This window comes from Defluviitalea phaphyphila (genome assembly GCF_001466305.1).
GTDB classification, from domain to species: Bacteria; Bacillota; Clostridia; order Lachnospirales; family Defluviitaleaceae; genus Defluviitalea_A; species Defluviitalea_A phaphyphila.
Window position 1 is genome coordinate 70,444 of sequence record NZ_JWID01000002.1, and the last position, 872, is coordinate 71,315.

General features: G+C 22.7%; 2 protein-coding genes. Both read left to right on the top strand.

What is annotated here, in order from left to right:
- Positions 1-482, top strand: a 482-nt coding sequence (locus OM90_RS01420) for a GntR family transcriptional regulator (protein WP_084757924.1), incomplete at its 5' end; no start/stop codon positions are given.
- 230 nt (positions 483-712) lie between these two features.
- Positions 713-872 (top strand): GntR family transcriptional regulator (locus OM90_RS13485; protein ID WP_144428524.1); only part of this gene is annotated, 160 nt, incomplete at its 3' end.

Below are 872 nucleotides of genomic sequence, written 5' to 3' on the forward strand. Positions count from 1 at the left end.
ATAGATTAATTGCAGAAGAATTTGTGGAAAATAGGCCGAGAAAAGGTATTTTTGCTGCAGAAATATCAAAAAAAGATCTTTATAAAATATTAGATGTTAGAATTGCATTAGAAACACTTGCAGTTACAGAGTGTTGTAAATTAATTACTGATGAACAAATGAATGAATTAAAACAATTATATAAAAAATATACAGAAAAATTAAATAGTGAAGAATATGCAAAAGCGAGTCAATTAGATAGTCAAATACATAGATATATAGCTAAAGTTACAGATAATAAAAAATTAATGGCATATATTAATGACATTCAAGATGTTTTTGCTTATATTAGACCATGGAATGTAAAATGGACAGAGGAAAAAAGTAATAGAGCTTTTAGAGATCATAAGGATTTAATTGAAGCGATTTGCAATAGAGATGAAAAAAGAGCAGTAGATTTTATAAAAAAAGATATAGAAGCTATGAGAGATTTATTAAATTAAAATAAAGATAAAATTATAAAAGGATTATTACAAAAATATAATTTGTAATAATCCTTTTTTATTATGTTTTTAACTATTAAAAAATGATGATTTTTATATAATTAAAAAATATAGTGAAAAAATTATAAAAAGGTATTGCAAAATAAAAAATATGTTGTATAATAAGTATAAGATTATAAATTATAATTTATAATTTATAATTTATAAATTATTCGCAAGGTGGAAAACACATGAAATTTTCAGGATTAAAAGAGTATGTTTATCATGAAGTTAAAAAAAAGCTAATAAATAATGAAATTAAACCAGGAGAAAGAATTTGGGAAGAGAAGATAGCAGAAGAATTAGGGGTAAGTAGGACTCCAGTTAGAGAAGCGATAAATAGATTAATTG